Below are 22,544 nucleotides of genomic sequence, written 5' to 3'. Positions count from 1 at the left end.
AAATAATTTTAATATTCAGGGCTATTTATTTTTTGTTCCCTAATATGCCAGCAAGTCAATAAGTTCTTTTTCGAATCTGTCTTTTGGTAAAAACTGATCTTCCAATGCTTTTGTAAACGGAATTGGAGAATCTAAACTGGATACTCTTTTTACAGGAGCATCCAGATATTCAAAACATTCTTCCATAATCAAGGCTGAAATATCACTTGCAATTCCGCCAAACATAGTATCTTCCTGATAAATAATCACTTTCCCTGTCTTTTTAACCGATGCGAAAATAGTTTCGGTATCTAAAGGCTGCAAGGTTCTTAAATCAATCAAATCTGCATCTATTTCAGGATTTTTTTCTAATGTATCTAATGCCCAGTGTACAGGAGCGCCGAAAGTAATAATGGTTATAGCATTTCCTTCTTTTAATAAAGCAGCTTTTCCTAACGGAATGGTATAATAATCTTTTGGTACATCCTGATAAACACTTCTGTATAGTTGTTTATGCTCAAAAAACAAAACCGGGTTAGGATCATTTATTGAAGTATTTAATAACCCTTTGGCATCATAAGGAAAAGCCGGATACACCACTTTTAAACCCGGTGTTTTGGTAAACCAGGCTTCGTTTGTCTGAGAATGAAATGGCCCGGCCTGGGTTCCACCGCCACAAGGCATCCGGACTACAACATCAGCTTTTTCGCCCCAGCGATAATGCGATTTAGCCAATAAATTCACAATTGGATTAAAACCTGTAGAAACAAAATCGGCAAATTGCATTTCAACAATCGCTTTATAACCGTTAATTGACAATCCCATTCCGGCAGAAACAACTGCGCTTTCACAAATAGGAGTATTTCGTACCCGTTCTTTTCCGAAAAACTCGACAAAACCGTCTGTTATTTTAAAGGCTCCGCCATATTCTGCGATATCCTGCCCCATAATGATGAGGTTTTCATGTCGTTGCATAGATTGCTCCAGACTATTTCTAATTGCATCTATAAAACGAATATTTTTAGATTCTGATGAATGAATAACCTCCTCATGTTCATAAGGATTATAAACATCACCCAGTTCTCCTTCAAGAGTTGGAACAATTTCTGGTTCTGCATTTGCTATGGCTAAATTTTCATCAATTTCCTGTTTGATTTCATTGTGAAGCTGTTCATCAAATTCTGCTGTCAAAACCCCTGTTTCTTTCAAAAAACTCCGGTAATTTGTAACAGGATCTTTAGCAGCCCATTCATCCATTAATTCCTGCGGAACATATTTAGTACCACTCGCCTCTTCATGTCCACGCATTCTGAAAGTCTTAAATTCTAATAAAACAGGATGCGGATTTTCCTGGATTGAAGCTTTCAATTCAGATAGTTTCGTGAAAACTTCCAGAATATTATTTCCATCAATAATATGACTTTCCATACCATAACCAATACCTTTGTCCGCTAAATTTTCGCAAAAATACTGTTCGTTTGTAGGTGTCGAAAGACCGTAACCATTGTTTTCAATAATAAACATTACGGGCAATTGCCAAACTGCAGCTATATTTAGTGCTTCATGAAAATCACCTTCGCTGGTTGCACCTTCTCCTGTAAAAACAGCTGTGATTTTCTTATTGTTTTGAAGTTTATTGGCTAAAGCAATTCCGTCAGCAATACCCAATTGCGGTCCCAAATGCGAAATCATTCCAATAATTTTATATTCCTGAGTTCCAAAATGAAAACTACGATCCCTTCCCTTTGTAAAACCATTTGCTTTTCCCTGCCATTGTGAAAACAATCTGTGCAACGGAATGCCTCTGGAAGTAAAAACACCTAAATTTCTATGCATTGGCAATACATATTCAGATTCATCTAAAATTGATGTAACTCCTACTGCAATTGCTTCCTGGCCGATACCCGAAAACCACTTTGAAACTTTTCCCTGCCGAATTAAGATCAGCATCTTTTCTTCGATTAAACGAGGTTTTAGTATTTTTTTGTATAAATCAAGTAATTGACTATCGGTTAGGTTTTGTCTGTAAAAGATCATTTTGTTTTTTTTATTGTTTTCAAATATATAAAAATATAACAATTTTAACATTATTTGTTAAATAATTAATTTTAAATTTATTTTAATTAGCTGGAATAAAAATAGAAAAAATTATATGTGTTTAACGTATTTCTTTTAAAAAGTCAAATTAAGATTAGTAGTCTAAGATGTCCCACTGATTTATCCTATCTAAACTGCAAAATATGGGGATAGTATATCTTCAAAATTAAACAATCCTTTTCCTTTATCTGCTAAATTTTCAGCAACAAAAATAACCCCGCTTCCAAAAGCTTCCCTGGAAATACTTTCGTGAATAAGCCTTACAGTCTGAAAAGGAAATCCGAAAACAACCTCATGTTTACCAACGATTCCTCCTGCCCTTACAGAATTAATGTCTTCTTTTTCTAAATCAAGTGCTTCAGCAATCTTTAAGGCTGTTCCGGAAACACCATCCTTTCCTTTAAAATGTTCCTCAATAATTTCAATATCAACCCAAGGTGCTATTTTTTGCAGAAATTTAGAAGCAAATAATAAATAATTGACTCCAAGTGTGATGTTCGGGCTCCAAAATACTGTTGTTAGTTTAGAAAGTGATTTTAAAAAATCTTTTTCTTTTTTGGTGTAATGTGATATAGCAGAAATGATTTTTACTTTTCGTTTTCCGGCTGCCTCGCCATAAGTGTAAATTCCGGAGTTTGATGAAAAATCGATTATGACATCAACTGGCTGATTATCCATAAGTTCTGTTATAGAAGTGGATGAACTGGAATAAATTTTCCCTGTTTCATCAGAATCAATTCCAAGATATTCTGCAGTATTGCGATTATCTAAAGTGCTGCTTCTTTTCATTACCCATTCAAGAGAAAATTTCTTGTTTTGTAATATGACTGAAGCCACTGCTTTTCCTGTTTTTCCAAATCCTATTAGTCCTATTTTCATGCTACACTTTTTTATAAAAATAAAACTTTTTATTGCAAATTTGTTTGTTTCTAAAATTATTAACATGTTTTTGTAGTAAAAAAGTAGTTAAATTGAATAATAATCAAAATTTATGTTTACTCATAATGGGTTAAAATATTGCGGTAAAAAGTAAATTTTATAGTAAATTTTAAAATTCAAATCTAAAATATTCTCTACCTTTGTTATTGAAGAATTTAAAAAAATCCTTCGTTCTTTTAAATAAAAATGTAAAGTATGCAAAACATTCCTAGTGTAGACTTACGTGATTTCCTTTCGGACGACCCGAAACGTAAACAAAAATTTGTAAATGAAATCGGCAGTGCATTTGAAAACATTGGCTTCGTAGCCCTAAAAGGTCATTTTTTGGATGATCAGCTGGTAGGCGAGCTTTATAGCGAAATTCGAAAATTTTTCGCTTTGCCAATAGAAACCAAGCATAATTATGAAATTCCCGGAATTGGCGGCCAAAGAGGTTATGTATCTTTTGGAAAAGAACATGCCAAAGGACGCAAAGAGGGAGATTTGAAAGAGTTCTGGCATTTTGGTCAGTATGTTGACAAAAATTCCAAATATGCCTCAGAATATCCGGATAATGTTGAAGTAAAAGAATTACCCCGTTTTAATGCTGTTGGTAAAGAAACCTATCAAATGCTTGAAAAAACAGGTATTTATGTGTTAAGAGCTTTAGCATTACACTTAGGTCTGGATGAGTTTTATTTTGACCAGTATGCTAAAGAAGGAAACTCTATTTTAAGACCAATACATTATCCGCCAATTACTTCTGAGCCGGAAAATGCAATTCGCGCAGCCGCTCACGGCGATATTAACCTGATTACCTTATTAATGGGAGCCCAGGGTAAAGGATTACAGGTTCAGAATCATGATGGTGAATGGATTGATGCTATCGCAGCAGAAGATGAATTAGTAATTAATGTGGGTGATATGCTGTCAAGACATACCAACAACAAACTAAAATCTACGATTCATCAGGTTGTTAATCCGCCAAGAGAATTATGGGGAACGTCCCGCTATTCTATTCCTTTCTTTATGCATCCTGTAAGTGATATGCGTCTGGATTGCTTAGAAAATTGTATCGATGCAGAAAATCCTAAGAAATTTGAAGACATTACCGCCGGAGATTATTTATATGAACGTTTAGTGGATTTGGGTTTAATAAAAAAATAATCTTTAAATTTACTTGAATTAATAAAAAGACATTGAGTTTATGCTTAATGTCTTTTTGCTTTATAAAATTAGAACGCGGATAACGCGGATTTTTAAACCATTATTTATGAGTAATCTTTTACATGAAGAATTAACCAAATCAATACTTAAAGTCTTTTATGATGTTTATAATGAATTAGGTTATGGATTTCTTGAAAGGATTTATCAAAATTCATTATACTATGAACTTAAATCAAACGGATTTAAAGTAGAAACTCAAAAGAGAATAAAGGTTTATTATAAAGAAATTGAAGTTGGTGAATATATCGCTGACATAATAGTTAATGATTTTATAATATTAGAATTAAAAGCACAAGAATATTTAATTGAAGCTAATGAATTTCAATTAATAAATTATTTAAAAGCAACTCATTGTGAGGTTGGGCTTCTTTTAAATTTTGGAAAGAAACCTGAATTTATTAGAAAAGTATATCAAAATTTCAAAAAATAAAATCCGCGTTATCCGCGTTCAAAAAAACACAAAATGGACTTACAAGACCAACTTAAAAATTTATTTCCTGATCATGTGGAATCCAATGAACCCGAAGAAGTTCAGGAACAAGAACATATACTCTATGTTCAAAAAGAACCTATGATTTGCAAATTCGAAAAACGAAAAGGAAAAGCAACAACGATAATCGAAGGTTACGAAGGAAGCGATGAGGATTTTAAAATCCTAGCCAAAGAAATTAAAACAAAACTAAGCGTTGGGGGAACTTTTAAAGATGATTCCATTATTATTCAGGGAGATTACCGAGACAAGATTATGGCTATTTTAAAAGAAAAAGGTTTTAAAACAAAACGTGTAGGCGGTTAAACAATTGTAGTTTATTAAATTAAAGAAAAAATCCTCAGAACCTTTGCAACTTAGCAACTTAGCACCTAAAAAGAAATGATACAAGCGTCAGAATTAATACTAAATCCGGACGGAAGTGTTTATCACCTAAACCTTCGTCCCGAACATATAGCTCACGATATAATTTTTGTTGGAGACCAAAACAGAGTTGAAAAAATTACTCAGTTTTTTGATTCAATAGAATATTCTACACAAAAAAGAGAATTTAAAACTCAAACCGGTATTTATAAAGGAAAACGAATTACCGTAATGTCAACCGGAATTGGTCCTGACAATATTGATATTGTCCTTAACGAATTAGACGCTTTAGTGAATATCGATTTAAAAACGCGTCAGCCAAAAGAAAAACTAACATCATTAAATATTATCCGAATTGGGACTTCTGGTTCATTGCAGGCAGATATTCCTGTGGATAGTTTTGTAATGTCTAAATTCGGACTGGGATTAGACAACATGCTTCGCTCCTATTTAATTGATGACGTTTCGCAAGATGCATTAGAAGATGCATTTATCGTTCATACCAATTGGGATATCCGAAAAGGAAGGCCTTATGCTATTGCATGTTCAGAAAAGTTAGAAAAAATAATCGAATCGGATAAAATATTCAAAGGAATCACCGCTACAGCCGGAGGTTTTTATGGACCACAGGGACGTGTTTTACGTCTGAATATTCAGGATTCAGCATTAAACAACAAAATGGATAATTTCAATTTTGATGGCAACCGAATTACCAATTTAGAAATGGAAACTGCTGCTATTTATGGGCTTTCGGCACTTTTAGGACATAATGCGTTGTCATTGAATGCTATCATTGCTAATCGTGCTTCTGGAACTTTTAGCGAAGATCCGTATAAAGCAGTAGATGAATTGATTACTTATACTTTGAATAAACTTTCTAGTGCAATCTAATATGCAAAATACAATCCTTAAATTTGAGAAATTACTAAATGAAAATGTCAATTATATTCCGACATTAAATAATGAAGTTTTAGAAGCTAAAATTCCTGAGAAATGGTCAAAAAAAGAAATTCTGGGGCATTTAATAGATTCTGCAATTCATAATTTAGTTCGTTTTACAGAAATAAATTATTTGGAAAAGCCTTATCAACACAGATCTTACAGTCAAATGGATTTGGTAAGTTTGAATCAGTACCAAACAATGGATATTAATGAATTGACAACATTATGGTTTTCAGTAAATAAACAAATTGTTAGAATTATGAAATCTGTTGATGAAAGAGCTTTAGATTATAAAATTATTTTGAGTAATCAATCTATAATTGATTTAAGATTTCTAATGACCGATTATGTAGAACATTTAGAACATCACATTAATCAAATAAAGTCTTAATCATGTTTTTAAGAGTTGCCAGACATACAAATAACTTAGAAAAAATTGAAGATTTTTATGTCAATATTTTAGGTTTTGAAAGACTCGGTGGTTTTCAAAACCACAATAATTACGATGGCGTTTTTATTGGTAAAACAGGTTTGGACTGGCATTTTGAATTTACACAATCAGAAACAAAAGCTGATCATAAATTTGATGAAGATGATATAATTGTACTTTATCCAGATACAATTAGAAAATATAATATGTTACTTGAAAGTCTTTTAGAAAATGATATTCCAGGGATAACAGCAATAAATCCGTATTGGAATGAAAATGGACAAATGTTTCAAGACCCGGATGGTTATCGTATTGTGATTTCGCCTTTAAAAGCAACAAAATTAAATTAGAGAATGGCAGAAACACACACAAAAATCCTATTTAGATATTATAGTGATTTATTAGAAGATATGGTTGTAGAAACTATGTGGGCAGAAATTATTGATCTGGAGAAAGGATATTTCAAATTAGATAACATTCCGTTTTTTGGGCCTTTGATTGCAACAGACGATATTTTCTTTGCAGAATATGATGAAGATGAAGAATGTCTGGTTTACAGGAAAACGATAGAAAGCTTTGGAAATTCCATTCTTCAGGTTGTAATTTTAGAAAAGGGTTTTGACAAAGAGATAATTAGAGAAAAATTAAAAGCAGTTAATTGTTTATCAGAAGGTTTAAATGAGACCTTATTTGCCGTTGAAGTTGTAAAAGATGTAGATTATTCTGTGGTAAAAAGCATTTTAAATGAGTACGTAGAACTCTCGGTAATAGATTTTGCAGAGCCTTGTCTTTCAGAAAAACACAGAGCTGATTTATTAAAAAATTAAACAACAACAACAAACCTATAATACGCATACCAAACAACCTAACTTAAACTTAACCATAATGAAAACAGTAAAAATTGCAGGTGTCCCTGAACACTTCAATTTGCCATGGCAGCTATGCATTGAAAATGGCGAATTTGAAGCTGAAAATATAGATTTACAATGGAAAAATATTCCTGAAGGAACAGGTAAAATGTGTCAGATGCTTCGTGATGGTGAAACTGATATGGCCGTCATCCTGACTGAAGGAATTGTAAAAGATATTGTGGCAGGAAATCCGAGTAAAATTGTTCAGATTTATGTTCAGTCACCTCTTATTTGGGGAATTCATGTCGCAGCAAAATCTGATTTCCATACGATAAAAGACCTCAGGAATAAAAAAGTAGCTATTTCGAGATTAGGTTCCGGATCACAATTAATGGCTTATGTGAATGCACATGAACAAGGCTGGAAAACTGATGATTTAGAATTTGAAATCATCAACACAATTGATGGTGCTGTTGAAGCTTTAACCAATGGAACAGCCGATTATTTTATGTGGGAACATTTTATGACCAAACCTCTTGTCGATCAGGGTATTTTCAGACGTGTGGGTGATTGCCCGACACCCTGGCCTTCATTTGTAATTGCTGTTCGCGATGAGTTCTTGAAAAAAAATCCTAAAACAATTGAAAAAATTCTTGAAATCATAAATAGTACTACTCACGATTTTACTCAAATCCCTGATATAGACAAGACATTGGCTGATATTTTTAATCAAAAACCGGAGGATATTCAGGAATGGTTAAAGCTTACACAATGGTCACAAAAGAATTTAACTGAAAAAACCTTTATTAAGATTCAAAATCAGTTATTTGATCTGGGAATTATTGATAAAAAAAGTACTTTTGTTGAAACTGTGAAAGCATTGTAAAACATTGCTTTTTAATGCTATGATAAAAATTCCAAAAATTGACTTTCCGCAATTAAAATCCAAATTACAGGTGAAATCTCCCTGGGATCGGTTTATTATTATGGTATTAAGTCTTTTGATAACGATTCCTATTTTTATCATACTGCATCAAAACCTGATCGATTTAAAATGGCCTTTCAATTTAGATCGCATATTTATTTTTTTATTTGTTTTTGCTGCCGTTTTCTTTCTTTTGATGTTATTACGAACCATTATAATAATTTGCATAGCGCTTTATTTATTGGTTTTATTCTATGGAAGTGTTATTGGAAATTATGGGTTTAACGAAATCTCCGAAGATTATAATTCTATGATTTATACGATGTCAGACAACCCGTATCCACAAGATATAATCGTGGCAAAATTGCTGCCGTTTCCTAATAAATCAAAAATTATTAATGCCATAGAATATCAGGATCCAAAAGTTAGAAATTTTGCTATTATGGCTACTTCTAAACATTTCAAAGGGATAAAAGGTTATTCAGATTACAGAACTACAATTCAGTGTTTTGCTGTTTTTAAGGAAATCAACAATCGATGGAACTACGTTAACGACCCAAAAGAAGGTGATTATATTGCTACAGCAAGCGAATCATTAGAATATTTTTCGGGTGATTGCGATGATCATTCCATTTTAATGGCAGCTGCTATTCGTTCAATTGGAGGAACACCAAGATTAATTCATACCAAAGGACATATTTATCCTGAGATACTTATTGGTTCATTAATTGACTTGGAAAAGGTCAATTTTTTGATTAAAAATGTGCTTTTTGTAAAAGAAAGTAAAGGAAAAGTAATTCATTATCACATTGACGAACGTGGGCAAGTATGGTTAAATCTTGATTATACTGCCCAATATCCGGGAGGTCCTTTTATGTACGAGGAAATTTTAGGAGCTTTAACCTTAAATTGATTATTTGCAATTTATTTCAATAATTCAGAAGCCTGTCAGGATTTAAATTTCCTGACAGGCTTCTGATAAGTTTATTTTGTAAGCTGAGGTCGAAACTACTTCTGACGTTTCTTTAAAACATTCACCACATCATTCAGCTGAAAACCTTTTGCCTGCAATAGGATCAGATAGTGAAAAAGCAAATCGGCACTTTCGCTCAGGAAAAGATCGTCGTTATCATCTTTTGCTTCAATAACTACTTCTACCGCTTCCTCGCCCACTTTTTGAGCAATTTTATTGATCCCATTTGCGAATAAAGAAGCTACGTAACTCTGTTCTGTATCTGCATTTTCTCTTCGGCTTTTGATAGTATTTTCCAAATCAGAAATAAACCCGTAATTGACTGCATTTTCTTCCTGCCAGCAGGTATCTGCACCTGTGTGACATGTTGGTCCAACAGGTTTTGCCTGAATTAAAAGAGTATCGCCATCACAATCATTTTTAATAACTACCAGGTTCAAAAAATTTCCACTATCCTCACCTTTCGTCCAAAGTCTGTCTTTTGAACGGCTGAAAAAAGTAACTTTCTGAGTATCCAATGTTTTTTGAAGCGATTCTGCATTCATATAACCCAGCATCAATACTTTTTTTGTTTCTGAATCCTGAATTATTGCCGGAATTAAACCGTCTTTGCTTTTTGAGAAATCTATTTTCATAGTAATTTTAGATTTTAGAATTCAGATTTTAGATCCTGATTCCTATATTTTATATTTAGTTTTATTCTATTCTCTTTATTCTATTTTCTATACTCAGATTCTAACTTCTATGTTATTATTTCTAAGCTCTTGTTTTAAAACTTTAATCTCGATTTCTTTAAAATGAAAAACACTCGCAGCCAAAGCAGCATCAGCTTTTCCTTTTTTAAATGAATCTACAAAATGCTGAATGTTTCCAGCCCCGCCGGAAGCAATTATCGGAATATTTACTAATTCAGAAAGCTTAGCCAAAGCCTCGTTTGCAAATCCGTTTTTTGTTCCGTCATTATCCATAGATGTGAATAATATTTCTCCTGCACCTCGTTCTGCAACTTCAACAGCCCAATCGAATAGGTTTAATTCTGTTGGTACTTTTCCTCCAACCAAATGTACAATCCATTGTCCGTCAATTTGTTTGGCATCGATAGCTACAACCACACACTGGCTTCCAAACTTTTGAGCCAAATCGTTAATTAATTGCGGATTTTTTACTGCCGATGAATTTATCGAAACTTTATCCGCTCCGTTATTCAGTAGAATTTCCACATCCTCAACAGACGAGATTCCACCACCGACTGTAAACGGAATATTGATTTTCTCCGCAACACTTCGTACCATGTTAACCAAGGTTTTTCTTCGTTCTTCCGTAGCCGATATATCCAGGAAAACCAATTCATCTGCACCTTCAGCCGAGTAAATTTCAGCCAATTCCACCGGATCACCTGCATCACGCAAATCTACAAAATTAACGCCTTTTACGGTTCTTCCGTTTTTTATATCCAAACAAGGTATGATTCTTTTTGCTAACATTTTTTTAATGTGTCAATTTGAGAATTAGTCAATTAGATAATTATTTTACACAAAGCAGTAATTATCTAATTATCAAATTTTCTCATTATCTAATTATAAAATTCTCCAGTTGTTTCAGCGTAATTCTTCCCTCGTAAATCGCTTTTCCTATGATTGTTCCCTCACAGCCTAGTTCAGCTAATTTCGGTAATTCATCGAAAGTTGAAATTCCACCGGAAGCAATTAATTTTACGTTTTTAGCTTCCGCCAAAATTTTAGCGTATAAATCAAAACTTGGTCCTTCAAGCATACCATCTTTGGCAATATCAGTACAAATAACGTATTGAATTCCTTTAGTTTGATAATCCTGAATGAATGGAATCAAATCTTCATCTGAATCTTCAAGCCAACCTGAAACAGCGATTTTTTCGTCTTTTGCATCAGCTCCTAAAATGATTTTATCAGAACCGTATTCTGAGATCCATTTTTGAAATATTTCTCTGTTTTTCACTGCAATACTTCCTCCTGTAATTTGGTTTGCACCACTTTCAAAAGCAATTTTCAAATCAGCATCCGATTTTAAACCGCCGCCAAAATCAACTTTTAATTTGGTTTTCGAGGCAATTTGCTCCAAGATTTTATAATTTACAATTTTGCTCGATTTCGCTCCGTCCAAATCTACTAAATGCAAATATTCGATTCCATGTGCTTCGAATGATTTCGCTACTTCAAGCGGGTTTTCATTATAAATTATTTTGGTATCGTAATCACCTTTTGACAAGCGAACACATTTTCCGTCAATGATATCTATGGCTGGTATTATTCTCATTTATTTAAGTCTTAAAGTTTAAAAGTCTAAAGTCGTAAAGTCTTGATTTTTGATTTCAGATTTTCAAAATTGATATTGTAATTGATTTTTGATATTGATATTGAATTACATTTTTAAAAAATTCTCTAATATTTTCTCCCCAATATCCCCGCTTTTTTCCGGATGAAACTGAGTTCCGTAAAAATTATTTTTATGTAAAGCCGAAGCATATTCAACATCGTAATTCGTTGTCGCAATGGCTTCCGGGCAATTTGGGGCATAAAAACTATGAACCAAATACATAAATTCATTCTCAGGAATTCCTTTAAACAAATCTGATTTCAGATCATAAATCTGATTCCAACCCATTTGCGGTACTTTTACATTTGAAGTGAATTTTATCACATCAACATCAAAAATACCTAAACCTTTGGTATTTCCTTCTTCAGACGATTTACACATCAATTGCATTCCCAGGCAAATCCCTAAAACAGGTTGTTTTAAATTCGGAATCAAACTGTCCAAACCACTTTCAATCAGTTTTTCCATTGCTGAACTCGCCTCGCCAACGCCAGGAAAAATAACTTTGTCTGCAGACTGAATTTCTTCCGGATTATTACTCAAAACAGCCTTAAAACCAAGTCTTTCAATCGCAAACATAATGCTCTGAATATTTCCTGCTCCGTAATTTATGATTACTATTTTCATTTAATTTTGTTTGAAAGTTTCAGGTTTCAGGTTTCAGGTTAACAGTGAACCTGAAACTTTAAACTTGAAACAATTTTTATTTTTTTACAGATTTGTATAATGAGCGATCATTTTATTTACCAATCCGTTTTCATCAAAAAACATGACTTCAATCGCCATTTTATTCATAACCGACTTATAATAAAGTGCCACTGAATCAATACCTGACGTAACTTCTATAAGTTCAAAATGCAAATCCGGAATCTTAGTCAAAGCTTTCTGCCAATATGCTCTTACCTGCTCTTTTCCCTGAAGCGAACCACTTTCAATTCCGGCAGCCAGTTTCAACATTGGTGTCGTAATTTCAATGTCTTCCGAATAATGTTTCATGATGTCCTCTAAATTATGAGAATTCCAGGAATCAATCCATTCTTTGGCAAACTTTTTCGCTTCCATATATCTTTTGTTTTAGGATTGTTTCAAGTTTATTTTGTTTCAGGTTTACAAGCTTTGTGCATAATTGAATGTGATTTCTCCTTCGGCGAAATGACACAATGCAACAGCTTGAAATCTGAAACTTGAAATAATTTTTAACCTTTTCTATAACATTCCTTTTGTACTTGGCAAAATCATTTTCTCCGTATCTCTTTTCACAGCCACTTTTATCGCTTTAGCGAAAGCTTTAAAAATCGCTTCAATTTTGTGATGTTCATTGATTCCTTCCGCTTTGATGTTGATGTTGGCTTTTGCTCCATCCGAGAACGATTTAAAGAAATGATAAAACATTTCAGTAGGCATTTTACCCACCATTTCGCGTTTAAATTCGGTTTCCCAAACCAGCCAGTTTCTACCTCCAAAGTCAATGGCTACCTGAGCTAAACAATCGTCCATTGGCAGACAGAATCCATAACGCTCGATACCTAGTTTATTCCCCAAAGCTTTTGCAAAAACTTCTCCCAAAGCAATTGCAGTGTCTTCAATCGTGTGGTGTTCATCAACTTCTAAATCACCTTTTACCAGTATTTCCAAATCCATTTGACCGTGACGCGAAATCTGATCTAACATATGGTCGAAGAAAGCGATTCCCGTATCTATTTTGCTTTTCCCCGTTCCGTCTAAATTCACATTAATAAAAATATCCGTTTCGTGGGTTTTACGGGTAATCGAAGCCGAACGTGCCTCTAATTTCAAAAACTCATAAATCGTTTTCCAACTTGTTGTCTGAAGTATAATCGTTTCGTCTAATTCCTCACGTTTAGAAGAAATTTCGTTGCTTCCTGCTCCGTCAGTCATATTCATGAAAATGGCTTTTGCACCTAAGTTTTTAGCCAGTTCAACATCTGTCAGGCGATCTCCCAAAACAAAAGAATTCGCCAAATCATAGTCCGGATTATTCAAATATTTTGTCAGCATTCCGGTTCTCGGCTTGCGTGTTGGTGCATTCTCTTCAGGAAAAGATCTGTCGATAAAAATATCATCAAACAAAACTCCTTCATTTTCAAAAGCTTTCAAAACAAAATTTTGCGTTGGCCAAAATGTATCTTCCGGAAAACTATTCGTCCCCAAACCATCCTGATTGGTCACCATTGCCAATTCATAATCTAATTCACTGGCAATTTTAGCCAAATATTGAAACGCTTTCGGATAAAATTCCAGTTTATCCAGGCTATCCAATTGCAAATTTTCAGGTTCTAAAACAATCGTTCCGTCACGATCGATAAAAAGTACTTTTTTCATATTTTTATTTTTTGAGAATAAAGAAAAAAGAGTAAGGAAAATAGACTTTTCATTCTATCCAAAAGCTCTTTCAATTTTTTCTTTCTTCTTTGCTCTATATTCTTTCTTCTATTTTAACAACTTCAATTCCTTAATTAAAACTGCATTTTCTTCTGGAATTCCAATTGTAAAACGCAGGCAGTTTTCGCATAACGGCTGAGTCGTTCTGTTTCTGATTACAATTCCTTTTGCAATTAATTCGTCGTATCTTTTATTGGCATTATCTACTTTTACCAGCACAAAATTGGCTTCGGTAGGATAAACTTTTTCAACAAAATCAATATCTGTCAAAACTTTTAGTAATTCTTCTCTTTGTCCAATTATTGAAGCTATCTCCTGTTTTATTTTTTCTGAATCCTTCAAACGTTCAATTGCTCTTTGCTGAGTCAATTCATTTACGTTATAAGGTGGTTTTATTTTGTTTAAAACTGAAATCACCGCTTCAGACGCATAACAAATCCCTAAACGAATTCCAGCTAAACCATAGGCTTTTGAAAGTGTTTGAGTGATTACCAAATTTGGATATTCATCTATCTCAGTCAGCCAGCTTTCTTTTTCCGAAAAATCGATATACGCTTCATCAATTACTACCAAACCTTTAAAGTTCTGAAGCAATTTTACCACGCTTTCATCCGAAAAAGAATTTCCCGTTGGATTGTTTGGCGAACATAAAAAGATAATCTTTGTATTCTCATCAACAGCATCTAAAATCTTCTCAACCTGTGGTTGAAAATCGGTCGAAAGCAAAATCTCTCTATTCTCTACCGCATTAATATTAGCCAAAACTCCATACATTCCGTATGTTGGCGGTAACGAAATAATGTTATCAATTTTTGGTTCACAAAAAGCCCTGAAAAGCAAATCTAAGACCTCATCACTTCCGTTTCCTAATAGAATCTGATTTGATTTTACGTTATTATTCTTTGCTAAAATTGCTTTAACCGAATTCTGCTGTGGATCCGGGTAACGATTTACACCATTCTGAAAAGGATTTTCATTGGCATCCAGAAAAATCATTTCGGCAGTATCAAAATCTTCAAATTCATCACGAGCCGAAGAATAAGGTTTTAATATTTTTACGTTTTCACGTGTTATTGTATTTATATCGAATTTCATCGTCTTAATTTTTGGAATATAGAAAATAGAATTTAGAGAATAGATTTCTCTTCTTATCTATAAAATTTTCGATATTCTTTGTTCTATATTCTTTACTCTATACTCTTTAATCTAAGCGTTACAGCATTTTTATGCGCCTGCAATCCTTCGGCTTCAGCCATAATTTCGATCGCTTTACCAATATTCTGAATTCCGGTTTCTGATATTTTCTGAAATGTCATTGATTTCATAAAACTATCCAGATTTACTCCGCTGTAATTCTTCGCATATCCATTTGTTGGTAAAGTGTGATTCGTTCCTGAAGCATAATCTCCTGCACTTTCCGGAGTATAATTTCCAATGAAAACAGATCCTGCGTTCAATACGCCATTACAATAAAAATCATCAAACTCAGAACAAATTATAAAGTGCTCCGGCCCGTATTCATTGATTAATTCCAAGGCTATTTTGTCATTTTCAACAAAAATTAATTTAGAATTCGCTATTGCTTTTTTTGCAATTTCTTTTCTTGGAAGTTCTTCAATTTGTGCCTCAATTTCTTTTTCAACGGCATCAATCAGTTTTTTCGAAGTCGAAACTAAAATCACCTGACTGTCAGTTCCGTGTTCTGCCTGAGACAATAAATCTGAGGCTACAAATGCAGGAACAGCTGTATCATCAGCAACAACCAACAATTCTGAAGGACCGGCCGGCATATCAATTGCAACTCCAAATTGTGTTGCTAACTGTTTTGCTACTGTTACAAATTGGTTTCCGGGTCCAAAAATTTTATAGACTTTCGGAATTGATTGTGTACCAAACGTCATTCCGGCGATTGCCTGAATTCCGCCCACTTTTAATATTTTAGTTACGCCACATAAATTAGCAGCATATAAAATCGCAGGATTTATTTTTCCGGTTTTATCGGGAGGCGAACATAAGACGATTTCTTTGCATCCTGCAATTTCAGCCGGAACTGCCAACATCAAAACGGTTGAAAACAAAGGAGCCGTTCCGCCCGGAATATATAAACCAATTTTTTGAATCGGTCTTTTTTCCTGCCAGCAACTTACACCTTCGGTTGTTTCAACTGAAATTCTTTCCGTTTTTTGTGCTTTATGGAATTTATAAATATTATTTTTGGCTAACTGAATCGCTTCTTTCAATTCTGTTGAAATTGAATTAATTGCTTCTTCAATTTCTTCCGATGTAACTTCATAATTATCTAAAGCAATTCCATCAAAAATAGAAGTGTATTTTGCAACTGCTTCGTCACCTTTTTTCTGTACTTCCTTAAAAATTTCTTTAACCGTAACTTCGATATCATCGATGGTTTTGGTTGGTCTTTTTAATATTTCTGACCAGGTGTCCGATTTTGGATTATTTATTTTATTCATTTTTTTTATGCTTTAAGCTTTAAGCAATACGCAATAAGCTTTATTAACTTTGTGTGTTTTTTTGGCTCAAAGCATATTGCTTAAAGCCTAAAGCGGGCGAAGTCCTAAAGAACCATTTTCTCAATTGGGCAAACTAAAATCCCTTCTGCTCCGGCTTCTTTCAACTGATCGATTACATCCCAAAAAGTATCTTTATCAATTACAGAATGCACACTGCTCCACCCTTCCTGAGCTAATGGCAAAACAGTAAGACTTCTTAAAACCGGTAATATTTTACCAATTTCGTCAATTTTTTCATTCGGTACGTTCATTAAGATATATTTTGAATTTCTGGCTCTTAAAACCGATTGGATTCTGAATTTTAAGGTGTCTATGTGTTTTTGAATTTCCGGAGAAACTTTTGGTGAAACTGCCAAAACTGCTTCACTTTTCAAAATCACTTCTACTTCTTTCAAATTGTTTTTGAACAAAGTACTTCCGCTTGAAACAATATCTACGATAGCATCGGCAAGGCCAATATTAGGCGCAATTTCTACCGATCCTGAAATCTGGTGAATATCAACCGTTAAACCAAACGAACCAAAATATTCCGTTACAGTATTTGGATATGATGTTGCAACTCGTAAACCTGCCAAATCCTGAATAGAATTGTATTCAAAAGTCTTAGGAACAGCAACAGAAACTTTACATTTTGAAAATCCAAGTTTTTGGATTACTTCAATATGCTTACCTTTTTCTACTAATAAATTATCTCCAACAATAGCAAGATCTACAACACCATCAATTAAATATTGAGGGATATCTGAATTTCTCAGATATAAAACTTCCAAGGGAAAATTAGAAGCTTCTGCTTTTAACTGATCGTTTCCGTTATTAATTGAAATACCACAATCTTTAAGGATTTGAATGCTGTCTTCGTTTAAACGACCTGATTTTTGAATTGCAATTTTTAAAGTACTCATTTTTCTTTTTTTTTGTTTAATTAATAGTTTGAGTACAAAGAATAGGTAATAAAAAACCCGTTTGATGTACTCAAACGGGTTTTAAAATATGATGATTTACATCCATATCATTAACACATCGCTTGAGAGCAATTATGGAAATGATGATGATGTAATTGATTTATAAACATTGTTGGTTGTTTTTATTCTTTGATTTCGGTTGCAAATATACTAGTTAATTTCATAAAAAAGCAATTTTTATTTTAACTTAACGGTAGTTTATTGTTAAAAAAAAGCCACAGGCATATTTTTAATAGATTTTTTTAGTTCATGAAACGTATTTATACTTTAGAAATTATTGTCGAAGGCTTTTTATTTTGAAAGGACTTCGACTAAGTTTATCCTGAGCGAAGACGAACGGACTCAGCCTGACAGATGTTATTACTAAATATCTTTTTAAACCAAATGTCATCCTGAGCGAAGTCGAAGGCTCGTCAGTTGGAACGGGCTTCGATTAAGTTTATCCTGAGCGAAGACGAACGGACTCTGCCTGACAAATGTTATTACTAAATATCTCTAAACCAAATGTCACCCTGAGCGAAGTCGAAGGCTCGTCAGTTGGAACGGGCTTCGACTTCGCTCAGCCTGACATCTGTATTGACTTATACCTAAATAGATTATTATAATTATTTTACAATTATGTCACTATTTCATTTTTCCTTAAATCCTAAAATTACTGTAGTTCCTTCACCAATTTTACTCTCCATCTGAAATGTAATTTGAAGCAGTTCCGTGAAACGTTTTACAATCGACAACCCTAATCCTGTTCCTTTTATTTCCGGATGTACTGATGAATTTGATCTGAAAAAAGGATTGAAAACTGTTTTCAGGTCTTCATTTGCGATTCCGATTCCGTTATCTGAAATTTTACAAATTATTATACCATCTTGTCTGGAAAGAGAAACAGCTACCTCACCGCCAGCTTGTGTATATTTAATAGCATTCGAAATAATATTCCTAAGAATTGTTACCACCAGATAATTATCTGAATTGATATAATAATCATCCTGAACATCTAGTTTTATATTAATTTTTTTATTGTTTATTTTATCTGAATTTAAAGTCAGAACATCCAAAATCAAGGCATTCAAATAAATAGATTCAGGCAAAATATTTTGTTTCTGATTATCGAAACGGGCCAGCAAGAGAAGTTGGTCAACCAACATATTTAAGTGGTCTACTTCATTAATGCAATAATTTATTTTTTCTTCATATTCCTTATTATCCCTGGGTTTTCGAATCAATACTTCAAGAGTACCCTTAATAACAGTTAAAGGTGTTCTCAGTTCATGCGAAGCATCAGAGGTAAACTGTTTTTCGCGTTCTATTGCATCTTCAATACGGTTTAATAAATTGTTTATCGTTTCAGAAAGTGTATGCAATTCGTCACGTTTTTTAGGTAATGGAATCCGTGCTTTTAAATTATCTTTCGTAATCATTCCGGATGTGTCGATAATTGCATTTATAGGTTTTATATTTCGTCCTGCAAAAAAACGGGCAATAAAAAACAGCAATAATAAAATGACCGGAAAAGCCATGCTCATAATATCAAACAAATTATCGAGTACCAATCTTGAATCGCTTAACGACATTGCAATAATTAAATATGCTATTTTTTTAGATTTGATAATAATAGGAACCTGAATTTGCCGAATCCTGTTATTCCCAATTTTGGTATCAAATAATTTAAAATTTTCAACGCTATCATCAAATACCAGGGCTTCATTTTTAAGGTTTGGTGATTTTTCAGTTATTTTCCTGTTTGCATCTAAAAACTGAACAAATACCGGATTAACATCTACTGAATTATGCTCACGCTCATTCCATTCTTCTTTATCAACCAGAATTACAACATTATTTACAATCTTAATTTCATTAAGGTGATTTTTAATTTCTACCTTAATATCATTATCAATATGACTATAAACAGCATGCTTTACTATAGAATAAAGGGTAAAAAAAACAACCAGAATTAACAATCCGGTCGTGATAATATAATTTAAGGCAATTCTGTTTTTAAAGGAAAGCTGTATCATTGTTTAATCGTTAGCAATATATCCTACACCACGGATTGTTTTTATATAATCTTCTTCAATTTTTAAATTTAGTTTTTTTCTGATTGCATTAATAAAAACATCAATAACACCGGTATCATATTCAAAATTTATCTCCCAAACATCTTTTAGAATCTGGTTTCTGGTACATACTTTTCCTTTATTCTGAATTAAATACGATAACAATTCAAACTCTCTTTGCGTGAGTGAAATTTCTTCATCATTTTTTAAAACAATATATTTTGACAAATCAATTTTAATTGTTCCCAAAGACAGAATTTTTGAATCTTTTTGGTACCTGAAATGAACTTTAATGCGTTCCACCAATTCTTCAAAACTAAAAGGTTTTTTAATATAATCATTAGCTCCGGCTTTTAAACCTTCAATTGTTTCCTGAACAGTATCTTTTGCAGTCAAAAAAATAATTGGAGTCGTACGGTTTTTAATCCTGATGGCTTTACATAAATCCAAACCATTAATTTTAGGCAGCATCCAGTCCAACAAAATCAAATCAAATTGCTGGTTTTGAGTTAATTCAAAACCGATTAAACCATCACTGGCGGTAGTTATCTGATATCCTTCTTCCTCCAGGCCTTGTTTTAAAAACTGAACAATTCCTAACTCATCTTCAACTATTAAAATATGCATTTTCTCTTTTTATTAAGATTTTATTTATATATTTATAATTACGTTTTGTTTATCAAAGATAAATATTTTGTGTTGCGTAAATGCTTAAACTATAACAATAAAAAACGCAGCTATCTTAAGCAAATTTTAAGATTGTATTAAGTAAGTAATAGCTCTTCTTAATCTGGAATTAATCAATCGAAATTAATTTTACAAAAAAAAATACATGATATTTTACAAGAAGCTTTCCCCATTTTACAATCTTGCCGTATTCTATTTTATTATCAGTTTTCTATTGCGGATTGTTTTGTTTTTTCATCCAATAACACAAAGTTCATTTAGTTTTATTGAGAGCCTTAAAATTTTTAGTTTAGGCTTATTATCAGATTTTTTTGTTTTTGTAATTGCCAGCGTTTTTTTATGGCTGTATTTAATTTTTATCTCAAATTCCAAATATAATAAACCGTCAGGATATATTATTCTGGGCGCTTTTATCATTTTATTTCTGTATGTTGCTTCAGGAAAAAGTATTTTAGACGAATACGGAGGTGCATTACCAAGAATAGTGCTTATTTTCATCGGAATCAAAACTATTTTATTTGCGATACTTTTATTTGTTCCGAAATTGAGAAATAAGATCAGATTTTGGTTATTTGCTTCTGCGATTTTTTTATATGTTTTATTGATTCTTCAAAATGCAATAAGCGAATATTTCTTTTGGAATGAGTTCGGTGTGAAATATAATTTTATAGCTGTAAATTATCTCATTTACACCAATGAAGTTATCGGAAACATCATGCAGTCTTATCCTGTGATTCCAATATTCTCTGCCTTATTTTTGGTAACCGGAATCGTTACTTACTTCATTTTGAAAAAATCAAGAAATTATATAGATGAAATTCCAAATTTTATAACAAAACTTAAAATTTCCGGAATTTATATCTGTTTGTTTTTAGTTTCTTTGATCGCAATCCCGACTTTGGCTAAGACAGAAAATTCTAAAAATGTTTTTGTCAACGAATTACAATCCAACGGATTATACAAGTTTTACTTAGCTTTTAAAAATAGTGACTTAGATTATTTTAAGTTCTACAAAACAATTCCAAACGAAAAAGCTTTTTCAATTTTAAGACAACAATTTCCAACTATTTCAGGGGAAACTACAATTAGAAAAATTGAAAGTGATTCAGTCGAAAATCATAAGAATGTAGTACTTATTACTATTGAGAGCTACAGTGCCGAATTCATGAAATCATACGGAAACGATCAAAATATTACTCCTTTTTTAGATAGTTTATCACAAAAAAGTCTTCAGTTTACTAATTTATATGCCGCAGGAAACCGTACAGTCCGGGGGCTTGAAGCCGTAACTTTATGTCTGCCTCCAACAGCGGGAGAGAGCGTTGTAAAAAGAGAAGACAATAAAAACAAATTTTCTACCGGTGCTATTTTCAAACAAAAAGGCTACAACATAAAATTTATGTATGGCGGTGATGCTTTTTTTGATAATATGCAGGATTTTTATTCGGGAAATGGATACCAAATCGTTGACAAATCAAGCTTTACACCTGGGGAAGTCACATTTTCTAATGTTTGGGGCGTATGTGATGAAGATATGTATAATAAAGCCGTAAAAGTTATGAATGCTGAAGCTAAAGAAAACAAACCTTTCTTTAATCATATCATGACGGTGAGCAATCACAGGCCTTTTACCTATCCTAATAATAAAATTGATATTCCCGGTGATATAAAATCACGTGACGGAGGTGTAAAATATACTGATTATTCGTTAAGGAAATTCTTTGAAATGGCCAGTAAACAGCCCTGGTTTACAAATACTATTTTTGTAATTGTTGCTGATCATTGTGCATCAAGCGCAGGAAAAACGGAATTACCAATGGATAAATACAGAATTCCGGCTTTTATTTACAGCCCGGGAATCAAACCTGAAAAATGTACAAAGCTAATGTCTCAGATTGATCTTATGCCAACGCTTTTCGGGTTATTGCATTTCGATTACCAAAGCAAGTTTTTTGGTCAGGATGTTTTAAAATCAGATTATAAACCAAGAGCATTTATTGCCACATATCAGGATTTAGGATTCATAAAAGACAATGTTTTAACCATTTTATCCCCTAAACAACGAGTAAGACAATTTGAATTGCATTTGAATCAGAAAAAAGGTATTGCTCCGGAATATCAAATTTATTATGATGAAAAGCCATTAAAAACAGAAAGAACTGATTTGGTAAATGAAACGATTTCATTTTATCAAACAGCTTCTGATATGCTGAAACAAAAAAAATATCAGAAGTAAAAGTCCTATTTAATGAATTATAATCAACCCGTTGGGTAAAATTGGTTTTTGATGATAATTTTTCGTCAGTTCGAGTGATTTTCGATAGAAAATCGTATCGAGAACAAGAAAAATTTCATTAAAA

At 32.8% G+C, this 22,544-nt stretch carries 23 protein-coding genes; 10 read left to right on the top strand and 13 right to left on the bottom strand.

From position 1 onward, the window contains the following. Positions 1 to 39 precede the first annotated feature (39 nt). Positions 40 to 2,016: an alpha-ketoacid dehydrogenase subunit alpha/beta gene (locus PMI10_RS14450; RefSeq protein WP_007809234.1), complete on the bottom strand. Its 1,977-nt coding sequence runs from the start codon at positions 2,014 to 2,016 to the stop codon at positions 40 to 42. A gap of 189 nt (positions 2,017 to 2,205) precedes the next feature. Beyond that, positions 2,206 to 2,955, bottom strand: coding sequence for a 4-hydroxy-tetrahydrodipicolinate reductase (locus tag PMI10_RS14445; RefSeq protein ID WP_007809232.1), 750 nt, complete (start codon positions 2,953 to 2,955; stop codon positions 2,206 to 2,208). A 255-nt stretch (positions 2,956 to 3,210) separates the two neighbouring features. Between PMI10_RS14445 and PMI10_RS14440 the strand changes: the two genes are divergently transcribed. The 9 genes from PMI10_RS14440 (at position 3,211) to PMI10_RS14400 (ending at position 9,135) form a co-directional block, all read left to right on the top strand. Next, positions 3,211 to 4,161: an isopenicillin N synthase family dioxygenase gene (locus PMI10_RS14440; protein ID WP_007809230.1), complete on the top strand. Its 951-nt coding sequence runs from the start codon at positions 3,211 to 3,213 to the stop codon at positions 4,159 to 4,161. Between the two features lie 106 nt (positions 4,162 to 4,267). Beyond that, complete coding sequence (locus tag PMI10_RS14435) at positions 4,268 to 4,651, top strand: GxxExxY protein (protein WP_035631930.1); 384 nt, start codon at positions 4,268 to 4,270, stop codon at positions 4,649 to 4,651. Positions 4,652 to 4,684: 33 nt separating this feature from the next. Next, positions 4,685 to 5,017: a translation initiation factor gene (locus PMI10_RS14430; RefSeq protein ID WP_007809227.1), complete on the top strand. Its 333-nt coding sequence runs from the start codon at positions 4,685 to 4,687 to the stop codon at positions 5,015 to 5,017. A gap of 75 nt (positions 5,018 to 5,092) precedes the next feature. After that, positions 5,093 to 5,965, top strand: coding sequence for a nucleoside phosphorylase (locus tag PMI10_RS14425; protein WP_007809225.1), 873 nt, complete (start codon positions 5,093 to 5,095; stop codon positions 5,963 to 5,965). A 1-nt stretch (position 5,966) separates the two neighbouring features. Then, a complete protein-coding gene (locus PMI10_RS14420) occupies positions 5,967 to 6,407 on the top strand; it encodes a DinB family protein (protein WP_007809223.1) in 441 nt (146 codons plus the stop codon). A 2-nt stretch (positions 6,408 to 6,409) separates the two neighbouring features. After that, positions 6,410 to 6,796 (top strand): VOC family protein, encoded by a 387-nt coding sequence (locus PMI10_RS14415; RefSeq protein ID WP_007809221.1) that lies wholly within the window; start codon positions 6,410 to 6,412, stop codon positions 6,794 to 6,796. Positions 6,797 to 6,799: 3 nt separating this feature from the next. Further along, on the top strand, positions 6,800 to 7,273 hold the full coding sequence (locus PMI10_RS14410; protein WP_007809220.1) for a DUF4265 domain-containing protein: 474 nt from the start codon (positions 6,800 to 6,802) through the stop codon (positions 7,271 to 7,273). 58 nt (positions 7,274 to 7,331) lie between these two features. Further along, entirely contained in the window at positions 7,332 to 8,183 is an 852-nt protein-coding gene (locus tag PMI10_RS14405; RefSeq protein ID WP_007809218.1) for a substrate-binding domain-containing protein, read from the top strand. Positions 8,184 to 8,202: 19 nt separating this feature from the next. Further along, positions 8,203 to 9,135: a hypothetical protein gene (locus PMI10_RS14400; protein WP_007809217.1), complete on the top strand. Its 933-nt coding sequence runs from the start codon at positions 8,203 to 8,205 to the stop codon at positions 9,133 to 9,135. A gap of 95 nt (positions 9,136 to 9,230) precedes the next feature. Here PMI10_RS14400 and hisIE read toward each other — a convergent pair whose 3' ends face one another. The 11 genes from hisIE to PMI10_RS14345 all read right to left on the bottom strand — a co-directional run bounded on the left by hisIE (position 9,231) and on the right by PMI10_RS14345 (position 20,124). Next, complete coding sequence (hisIE, locus tag PMI10_RS14395) at positions 9,231 to 9,830, bottom strand: bifunctional phosphoribosyl-AMP cyclohydrolase/phosphoribosyl-ATP diphosphatase HisIE (RefSeq protein WP_007809216.1); 600 nt, start codon at positions 9,828 to 9,830, stop codon at positions 9,231 to 9,233. A gap of 93 nt (positions 9,831 to 9,923) precedes the next feature. Next, the gene (gene hisF, locus PMI10_RS14390; RefSeq protein ID WP_007809215.1) at positions 9,924 to 10,679 is read right to left on the bottom strand and encodes an imidazole glycerol phosphate synthase subunit HisF; all 756 of its coding nucleotides are present in this window, start codon (positions 10,677 to 10,679) and stop codon (positions 9,924 to 9,926) included. A gap of 85 nt (positions 10,680 to 10,764) precedes the next feature. Next, a complete protein-coding gene (gene hisA / locus PMI10_RS14385; protein ID WP_007809214.1) occupies positions 10,765 to 11,487 on the bottom strand; it encodes a 1-(5-phosphoribosyl)-5-[(5-phosphoribosylamino)methylideneamino]imidazole-4-carboxamide isomerase in 723 nt (240 codons plus the stop codon). 105 nt (positions 11,488 to 11,592) lie between these two features. After that, entirely contained in the window at positions 11,593 to 12,174 is a 582-nt protein-coding gene (hisH, locus tag PMI10_RS14380; protein WP_007809213.1) for an imidazole glycerol phosphate synthase subunit HisH, read from the bottom strand. A gap of 84 nt (positions 12,175 to 12,258) precedes the next feature. Next, a complete protein-coding gene (locus tag PMI10_RS14375; protein ID WP_007809212.1) occupies positions 12,259 to 12,609 on the bottom strand; it encodes a nuclear transport factor 2 family protein in 351 nt (116 codons plus the stop codon). A 144-nt stretch (positions 12,610 to 12,753) separates the two neighbouring features. Next, positions 12,754 to 13,890, bottom strand: a complete 1,137-nt coding sequence (hisB, locus tag PMI10_RS14370) for a bifunctional histidinol-phosphatase/imidazoleglycerol-phosphate dehydratase HisB (RefSeq protein WP_007809211.1) — start codon at positions 13,888 to 13,890, stop codon at positions 12,754 to 12,756. A 108-nt stretch (positions 13,891 to 13,998) separates the two neighbouring features. After that, entirely contained in the window at positions 13,999 to 15,045 is a 1,047-nt protein-coding gene (gene hisC / locus PMI10_RS14365; protein WP_007809210.1) for a histidinol-phosphate transaminase, read from the bottom strand. A 92-nt stretch (positions 15,046 to 15,137) separates the two neighbouring features. Beyond that, a complete protein-coding gene (gene hisD / locus PMI10_RS14360; RefSeq protein ID WP_007809209.1) occupies positions 15,138 to 16,421 on the bottom strand; it encodes a histidinol dehydrogenase in 1,284 nt (427 codons plus the stop codon). A gap of 104 nt (positions 16,422 to 16,525) precedes the next feature. Continuing rightward, the gene (hisG, locus tag PMI10_RS14355; RefSeq protein ID WP_007809208.1) at positions 16,526 to 17,383 is read right to left on the bottom strand and encodes an ATP phosphoribosyltransferase; all 858 of its coding nucleotides are present in this window, start codon (positions 17,381 to 17,383) and stop codon (positions 16,526 to 16,528) included. A gap of 689 nt (positions 17,384 to 18,072) precedes the next feature. After that, a complete protein-coding gene (locus tag PMI10_RS14350; protein ID WP_007809207.1) occupies positions 18,073 to 19,458 on the bottom strand; it encodes a sensor histidine kinase in 1,386 nt (461 codons plus the stop codon). A 3-nt stretch (positions 19,459 to 19,461) separates the two neighbouring features. Beyond that, positions 19,462 to 20,124 (bottom strand): response regulator transcription factor, encoded by a 663-nt coding sequence (locus PMI10_RS14345; protein ID WP_007809206.1) that lies wholly within the window; start codon positions 20,122 to 20,124, stop codon positions 19,462 to 19,464. Between the two features lie 205 nt (positions 20,125 to 20,329). On the opposite strand from PMI10_RS14345, the gene PMI10_RS14340 reads away from it, so the two are divergent. Beyond that, positions 20,330 to 22,420: an LTA synthase family protein gene (locus tag PMI10_RS14340; protein WP_007809203.1), complete on the top strand. Its 2,091-nt coding sequence runs from the start codon at positions 20,330 to 20,332 to the stop codon at positions 22,418 to 22,420. The last annotated feature ends 124 nt before the right edge of the window (positions 22,421 to 22,544 follow it).

This window comes from Flavobacterium sp. CF136, assembly GCF_000282055.1.
Classification (GTDB): Bacteria; Bacteroidota; Bacteroidia; order Flavobacteriales; family Flavobacteriaceae; genus Flavobacterium.
This window is presented reverse-complemented; position numbering and strand designations above follow the sequence as displayed.